The 6,696-nt window shown below is 66.0% G+C and carries 7 protein-coding genes; 6 read left to right on the top strand and 1 reads right to left on the bottom strand.

The genetic code is table 11. The features are described 5' to 3' along the window. Nucleotides 1-69 precede the first annotated feature (69 nt). Nucleotides 70-735, top strand: a complete 666-nt coding sequence (gene alkB, locus WH303_RS05355; protein ID WP_339517305.1) for a DNA oxidative demethylase AlkB — start codon at nt 70-72, stop codon at nt 733-735. Here alkB and WH303_RS05350 read toward each other — a convergent pair. Beyond that, nucleotides 732-1,637, bottom strand: a complete 906-nt coding sequence (locus WH303_RS05350) for a LysR family transcriptional regulator (RefSeq protein ID WP_339517304.1) — start codon at nt 1,635-1,637, stop codon at nt 732-734. The genes alkB and WH303_RS05350 overlap by 4 nt on opposite strands. An 88-nt stretch (nt 1,638-1,725) precedes the next feature. Between WH303_RS05350 and WH303_RS05345 the strand changes: the two genes are divergently transcribed. From WH303_RS05345 to miaB, 5 genes are all read left to right on the top strand, one after another. Further along, complete coding sequence (locus WH303_RS05345) at nt 1,726-2,571, top strand: DODA-type extradiol aromatic ring-opening family dioxygenase (protein WP_339517303.1); 846 nt, start codon at nt 1,726-1,728, stop codon at nt 2,569-2,571. Between the two features lie 95 nt (nt 2,572-2,666). Beyond that, nucleotides 2,667-3,650 (top strand): bifunctional helix-turn-helix transcriptional regulator/GNAT family N-acetyltransferase, encoded by a 984-nt coding sequence (locus tag WH303_RS05340; RefSeq protein ID WP_339517302.1) that lies wholly within the window; start codon nt 2,667-2,669, stop codon nt 3,648-3,650. A 7-nt stretch (nt 3,651-3,657) separates the two neighbouring features. Next, nucleotides 3,658-4,557 carry a DMT family transporter gene (locus WH303_RS05335; RefSeq protein ID WP_339517301.1) on the top strand — a complete coding sequence of 300 codons (900 nt, stop codon included), beginning with the start codon at nt 3,658-3,660 and terminating at the stop codon, nt 4,555-4,557. A 77-nt stretch (nt 4,558-4,634) separates the two neighbouring features. Next, complete coding sequence (locus WH303_RS05330; protein ID WP_339517300.1) at nt 4,635-5,075, top strand: hypothetical protein; 441 nt, start codon at nt 4,635-4,637, stop codon at nt 5,073-5,075. Nucleotides 5,076-5,246: 171 nt separating this feature from the next. After that, nucleotides 5,247-6,575, top strand: coding sequence for a tRNA (N6-isopentenyl adenosine(37)-C2)-methylthiotransferase MiaB (miaB, locus tag WH303_RS05325; RefSeq protein ID WP_312989610.1), 1,329 nt, complete (start codon nt 5,247-5,249; stop codon nt 6,573-6,575). Nucleotides 6,576-6,696: the final 121 nt, after the last annotated feature.

Below are 6,696 nucleotides of genomic sequence, written 5' to 3'. Positions count from 1 at the left end.
CCACATCCCACCGCAGTGCCTGCCACAGGCCCTGCGGTTTTTTTATGCCCGCAGAGGCACAATAGCCCCATGCAAGACCTGTTCAGCCCCGCCGCCGACGACGACCAGCCGCCCTGGGAGCGCATTGCCATTGGCCGCCAGGCCTGCGTGCTGCGCGGCTTTGCGCTGCGCTGGGAGGATGACTTGCTGCGCCAGGTGCAGGCCATCGTGCAGCAGGCGCCGTTTCGGCATTTGCGCACCCCGGGCGGGCGCCCTATGCAGGTGGCGATGAGCAACTGCGGCGCATTTGGCTGGTACAGCGACCAGCATGGCTACCGCTACAGCGCCAGCGATCCCTTGAGCGGCCAGCCCTGGCCCGCCATGCCACCCGCCTTTGCAGCGCTGGCCGCGCAGGCGGCAGAAGCCGCCGAGCTGCCTCCGTTTGCGCCCAATACCTGCCTGATCAACCGCTACAGCGTTGGCACCCGCCTGACCCTGCACCAGGACGAAGGTGATGCCCGCCACCCGATCGTGTCGGTGTCACTGGGCCTGCCCGCCATTTTTCTGTGGGGTGGCGATGCCCGCGCCGATGCCACGCAAAAGCTGCCACTGCAGCATGGCGATGTGGTGGTCTGGGGTGGCGTGGACCGCATGCGCTACCACGGGGTGATGCCGGTCAAGGATGGGACCAGCCCCGCGGCGCATCCGCTGCTGGACGGGCAAAGAATCAACCTCACCTTCCGCCGCGCGAGCTAGGCCGCTGGCTCAGGGGCCGCACCACCCAGCTCCTGCGACAGGCAATCGATAAAGCTGCGCACCTTGGGGGCCAGGTAGCGCCGGCTGGTGTAGATCGCATACAGGGTCACCGTCAGCGCCTCCCACTGGGGCAGCACCCGCTGCAGCTGGCCGCTGCGCAGATCGTCCTCCACCAGCCAGGATGGCAAAAAGCCCAGGCCCATGCCTGCGCGCACCGCATGCAGGCTGAGGTTGGAATCATCGGACAGCAGAGCAGGCTGCAGATGCAGCGGCGCGCTGCGCCCGCCAGGCTGGCTCAGCTGCATGGGGCTGAGCGATACATAGCTGGGCAGCACGGCAGGGTGCTGGGCCAGGTCGGCAGGCTGCTGGGGCGGGCCGGCCTGCTCCAGGTAAGCGGGGCTGGCCACCAGGTAGAACGGCACCTGGCACAGCGGGCGGGCAATCAGATGCGGCGCGGGGTCGGACGAGGCGCGCAAAGCCATGTCATAGCCGGCGGTGGCCAGGTCGATCTTGTGGTTGTCCAGGTGGATGTCGACCAGCACCTGCGGGTAGCGGGCGCGGTAGCGCGCCAGGATGCGCGCCATCTGCGGCGTGGCGCACCAGACCGGCGCGCTGATCTTGAGCTGGCCACTGGGGGCCTGGTTATGCTGGCCGATCTCCTGGGCGGCAGCGTCCAGCATCTCCAGCGCCAGGCTGCTTTGCGCATACCAGCGCTGGCCCGCCTCGGTCAGACTGATATGGCGGCTGCTGCGGTTGAGCAGGCGCGCGCCCAGGCGCTGCTCCAGCTGGGCCACATGCTTGCTGACCATCGGGGCCGAAATGCCCAGGCGTTCAGCAGCCTGGGCAAAGCTGCCGTTGTCCACCACCGCCTGGAACACCTGCATGCTGGTGAGCTGGTCCATAGTTTCTTAATAGGAAATCAACCGCTGCATTCTAGCTACTTGGTTTCCTTTTAGGCAGGTACTACATTGGAGACAAGGAGTTTTCAGCATGACCACGACGACCACCCACACCACCCTCGCCAGCACCAGCGGCAGCCGCCTGCCCGTCTACTTTATCTCGCACGGCGGCGGCCCCTGGCCCTGGATGCCCGAGATGCATGACTACTATGCGCAGCTGGCAGCCTCCTTGGCCGATATCCCGCGCCAGATCGGCCGCACACCGCGCGCGATCCTGATGGTGTCGGCCCACTGGGAGGCCGACACTTTTACCGTGCAGTCCACGCCCCAGCCCGGCATGATTTATGACTACGGCGGTTTTCCGGCCCATACCTACCAGGTCCACTACCGCTCGCCAGGTTCGCCTGAACTGGCCGGGCGTGTGGCGGGCCTGTTGGCCCAGGCCGGCATTGCAGTGCAGCAGGACGCCCAGCGCGGCTATGACCACGGCATGTTCTCGCCCATGGCCGCGATCTACCCCGAGGCCCATGTGCCGGTGGTGCAGCTGTCGCTGCGCCGGGGCCTGGACCCGGCAGAGCACCTGGCGCTGGGCCGGGCGCTGGCCGCCTTGCGCGATGAGGATGTGCTGATCATTGGCAGCGGCTTGTCGTACCACAACCTGCGTGCCTTTGGACCGCAGGCCCGTGTGCCCTCCAAAGCCTTTGACGACTGGCTGGCCGAGACCATGCTGCAGCTGGACAGCGCCAGCCGCAGCCAGCGCCTGCTGGACTGGGAAGACGCCCCCGCCGCACGCATCGCCCATCCGCGTGAAGAGCATCTGCTGCCGCTGATGGTCGCGGTCGGCGCCGCCGAACGCGACCGCGCCGTGCGTGTGTACCATGAAGACAACTTCATGGGTGGGCTGGCCGTATCCAGCTACCGGCTGGATGCCGCCTAAGCGCTGCGGATGGACGGGCAGCTGCCGGCCTCTCCAAAAAAGTTGCATTACACAACCAAAAAGTTGTATATTGCAACCAAACACTGGAGAGACGCATGGCAGCCGCTACCGACACCCCCTTGGTCAACGACATCCGCAGCGCCTCGCGCACCATGGTGCGGGAGCTGGGCTTTATGGCCAACACCTTGGCGGCGACGCCCTATTCGGCCTCAGCCGTCCATGCGCTGCTGGAAATCGATGCGCATGGCCAGGTCACCGCCGCCCAGTTAGCAGAGTATCTGGGGCTGGACAAATCCAGCGTCAGCCGCATGCTGGCCAAGCTCATCGCCAACGGTGAGCTGCAAGAAGAGCCCTGCGCAGACGATGCCCGCGCCAAGCAGCTGCAGCTGTCAGCGCAAGGCCAACGCACGGTAGCGGGCATCCATGCCTACGGCCAAACACAGGTGCGCAGTGCGCTGGCGCAACTCAACCCCTCGCTGCAGCAGTCCGTGGCGCAGGGCTTGATGGCCTATGCCCAGGCCTTGCAGGCGCACCGGCTGGGCAGCGCGGCGGGCCAGGGCAGCGCTGCCACCTCGGCCACGGGCAGTATCCAGATTCACAGCGGCTACCGGCCCGGCGTCATCGGCCGCGTGGCCGAGATGCATGCCGTGTTCTATGCCCGGCACTGGGGCTTTGGCGCTTTCTTTGAAAGCAAGGTCGCCTCGGGCCTTGCCGAATTCAGCGGCCGCCTGGGCGAGCCTTGCAACCAGATCTGGACGGCGGTGCACAACGAGCGCATCGTCGGCTCGGTCGCGATTGACGGACAGGACCTGGGCAACAACCAGGCGCATCTGCGCTGGTTCATTCTGGATGACGGCTGCCGCGGCGGCGGCATCGGCCGCCAGCTGCTGACGCAGGCCCTCGCCTTTTGCGACCAGCGCGGCTTTGCCAGCACCGAGCTCTGGACCTTCCAGGGACTGGATGCGGCGCGCAAGCTCTACGAATCGCTGGGCTTTGCGCTGGTGCATGAAGAGGCCGGCCAGCAATGGGGCTCGACCGTGGTCGAGCAGCAGTTCAGCCGCCGCCGGCACAGCGCCTAGGTGCGCGATGCAGGCCCGCCAGCCAGCGCTGTGGGCAGCGGCCACCACCGGCATGCTGGTGGGCGCGGCCATGGTCTCCACCAGCGCGCTATCGCCTGCTGCCTCGCCAGCCAGCCTGGCGTTTTTGCGCTATGCCATCGGGCTGGCGATCCTCGCCGGCCCTGCACTGCTTGCCACCTGGCCGCGCTACCGCGCCCGCGATGCGCTGGCCATCGCCTTGCTGGGCGTGGCGCAGTTTGCGCTGCTGATCCTGCTGCTCAACCATGCACTGGCGCGCCTGCCCGCCTCCACCTGCGCGCTGGTGTTTGCCACCATGCCGCTCTTTACCTGGTGCCTGGCGGCGCTGTCGGGGCGCGAGCCTTTGAGCCGCCGCAGGCTGGCGGGCCTGGCACTGGCCGTCTGCGGCGTCGCCGTGCTGCTGCTTGGCAGTGCGCGCGCTGCCAGCGGCGTGGGTGGCGCAGGCAGCCTGGGCCTGCTGGGCGGCAGCGGCATGGCGGCCTTGCTCGCCGCCACCCTGGTGGGTGCGGCCACCAGCATTCTCTACGGGCCCTATATGCGGCGCTACCCGGCGCTGCCCACCAGCGGCCTGGCGATGGCCGCATCGGTGCTGTTTTTGGCGCTGTACTGCAGCTGGCAGGGCCAGCCGCTGTGGCCGGTGTTTTCTGCCACGCAGTGGGGCCATATGGTCTTTATCGGGCTGTCGAGCGGCCTGGGTTACTTTTGCCTGCTGTGGGCGCTGGGCCGGCTGCAGGCATCGCTGGTGATTGCTTTCCAGGCGCTGGGCCCTGTCACCGCCGCATTGCTGGAGCTGGCCTTGCACCAGCGCCTGCCATCACCTGCGCTGCTGGCCGCCATCGCGCTGGTGCTGGCCGGCCTGGTCATCAGCACCCGGGCGCCTGCAGGCTAAGCCCAGCTTGCCCCAGTGCCGGACTGCGGCACCCCCAGTGTTTGTAAAATGCGGCCTCCAGCCCCTGGATATACACCATGAACCGCTGCACCACACCCCACACATCCCACCACCATCGCCTGCGACGCGCCACGCGCGCCAGCCTCGCCGCATTTGCGCTGGCACTGGGTGGCATCAGTGCCCTGCCCAGCCTGGCCCAGACCGCCACCTTTGCCCCGTTCCAAGGCCCCGTCCGCGCCTTTCCTCCGCAGGCCCTGCGTGGCTATCTGGTGGTCACCAGCCCGACCGAAGCCACGATCGACAACCAGGCGCTGCTGCTGGCACCGGCCTTCAAGCTCTACAACCCGCAAAACACGACGGTGCGCCCCAACACCGTGCTGGGTCAGAAGCTGACGGTGAACTATGTGATCGAGAAAACCAGCGGCCGCGTGCATGCCGCCTGGATCTTGAACAGCGATGAAGCCGCCCTCAAACGCGACCGCGCCGACAACGGCTTCTGGAGCGGACTCTTTAAATAAAGCGCATTGGCGCCGCCGCTTGGGCTGACCGCTGCGGTCAAGCCCGGCCGGGCGACCTGCGTATCCCCCCTTAGGCAGCAGTGCGCCCGCCAGGCGCCTGGCTTTCTGCCGTATTTCGGTATTCCTTCACGCCTGCTACCGCAGCCCCTGGGCCCCCACGAGATTTGCACCATGTCCAAAAAAGTATTTATCAAAACCTTCGGCTGCCAGATGAACGAGTACGACTCGGACAAGATGGCCGATGTGCTGGGCGCCGCCCAGGGCTATGAACCCACACAGGACATGGACGAGGCCGACCTGATCCTCTTCAACACCTGCTCGGTGCGAGAGAAGGCGCAGGAGAAGGTGTTCTCTGACCTGGGCCGCATCAAGCACCTGAAGGAAAAAGGCGTGCTGATCGGCGTGGGCGGCTGCGTGGCCAGCCAGGAAGGCGCCGAGATCATCAAGCGCGCGCCCTATGTCGATGTGGTGTTTGGCCCGCAGACCCTGCACCGCCTGCCCGAGCTGCTCAATGCCCGCGCGGCCAAGGCCAAGCCGCAGGTCGATATCTCCTTCCCCGAGATCGAAAAGTTCGACCACCTGCCGCCCGCCCGCGTCGAAGGTGCATCGGCCTTTGTCTCGATCATGGAAGGCTGCTCCAAGTACTGCAGCTATTGTGTGGTGCCCTACACCCGGGGGGAAGAGGTGAGCCGCCCGTTTGAGGATGTGCTGGTCGAGGTCGCAGGCCTGGCTGCGCAAGGCGTCAAGGAAATCACCTTGCTGGGCCAGAACGTGAATGCCTACCTGGGCAAGATGGGCGATACGGCCGAGATCGCCGACTTCGCGCTGCTGCTGGAATACGTGGCCGAGATCCCCGGCATCGAGCGCATCCGCTACACCACCAGCCACCCCAATGAGTTCACGCCGCGTCTGATCGAGGCCTATGCCAAGATCCCCAAGCTGGTCTCGCACCTGCACCTGCCGGTGCAGCACGGCAGCGACAAGATCCTGATGGCGATGAAGCGCGGCTACACCGCCATGGAGTACAAGAGCACGGTGCGCAAGCTGCGCGCCATCCGCCCCGATCTGGCGATGAGCAGCGACTTCATCGTGGGCTTCCCCGGCGAGACCGAAGAAGACTTCCAGAAGATGATGAAGCTCATTGGCGATGTGCGCTTTGACAACTCGTTCAGCTTTATCTTCAGCCCGCGCCCTGGCACCCCCGCTGCCAACCTGCCCGATGACACGCCTTACGAGGTCAAACTGCGCCGCCTGCAGGAGCTGCAAGCCGTCATCAACCATAACATCAAGACCATCAGCGAAGAGCGCCTGGGCACCGTGCAGCGCCTGCTGGTGGAAGGCAAGTCCAAGCGCGACAACGGCGAGCTGATGGGCCGCACCGAGTGCAACCGCGTGGTCAACTTCCCCGGCCAGGAGCGCCTGATTGGCCAGATGGTTGATGTGCGCATCACCGAGACCATGACCTATACGCTGCGCGGTGAAGTGCTGATCACCCATTGAGATCCATTGCTGGCAGACCGAGACCACGCTGGTCAGGCGCAGCAAACACGGTGAAAATAGCCTTCTGCCCTGCTTTTGTGGCCCGCAAAGGCCCCACCTGCCTTGGGGCCCGTTAGCATGC

The organism is Comamonas sp. MYb69, from assembly GCF_037479315.1.
In the GTDB taxonomy this organism is placed as follows: domain Bacteria; phylum Pseudomonadota; class Gammaproteobacteria; order Burkholderiales; family Burkholderiaceae_C; genus Comamonas.
This window is presented reverse-complemented; position numbering and strand designations above follow the sequence as displayed.

What these genes read in the sequence shown, in the direction of transcription:
- WH303_RS05350 (WP_339517304.1), bottom strand. Translation starts at nt 1,637, where the DNA reads ATGGACCAGCTCACCAGCATGCAGGTGTTCCAGGCGGTGGTGGACAAC.
- miaB (WP_312989610.1), top strand. Translation starts at nt 5,247, where the DNA reads ATGTCCAAAAAAGTATTTATCAAAACCTTCGGCTGCCAGATGAACGAG.
- WH303_RS05345 (WP_339517303.1), top strand. Translation starts at nt 1,726, where the DNA reads ATGACCACGACGACCACCCACACCACCCTCGCCAGCACCAGCGGCAGC.
- alkB (WP_339517305.1), top strand. Translation starts at nt 70, where the DNA reads ATGCAAGACCTGTTCAGCCCCGCCGCCGACGACGACCAGCCGCCCTGG.
- WH303_RS05340 (WP_339517302.1), top strand. Translation starts at nt 2,667, where the DNA reads ATGGCAGCCGCTACCGACACCCCCTTGGTCAACGACATCCGCAGCGCC.
- WH303_RS05330 (WP_339517300.1), top strand. Translation starts at nt 4,635, where the DNA reads ATGAACCGCTGCACCACACCCCACACATCCCACCACCATCGCCTGCGA.
- WH303_RS05335 (WP_339517301.1), top strand. Translation starts at nt 3,658, where the DNA reads ATGCAGGCCCGCCAGCCAGCGCTGTGGGCAGCGGCCACCACCGGCATG.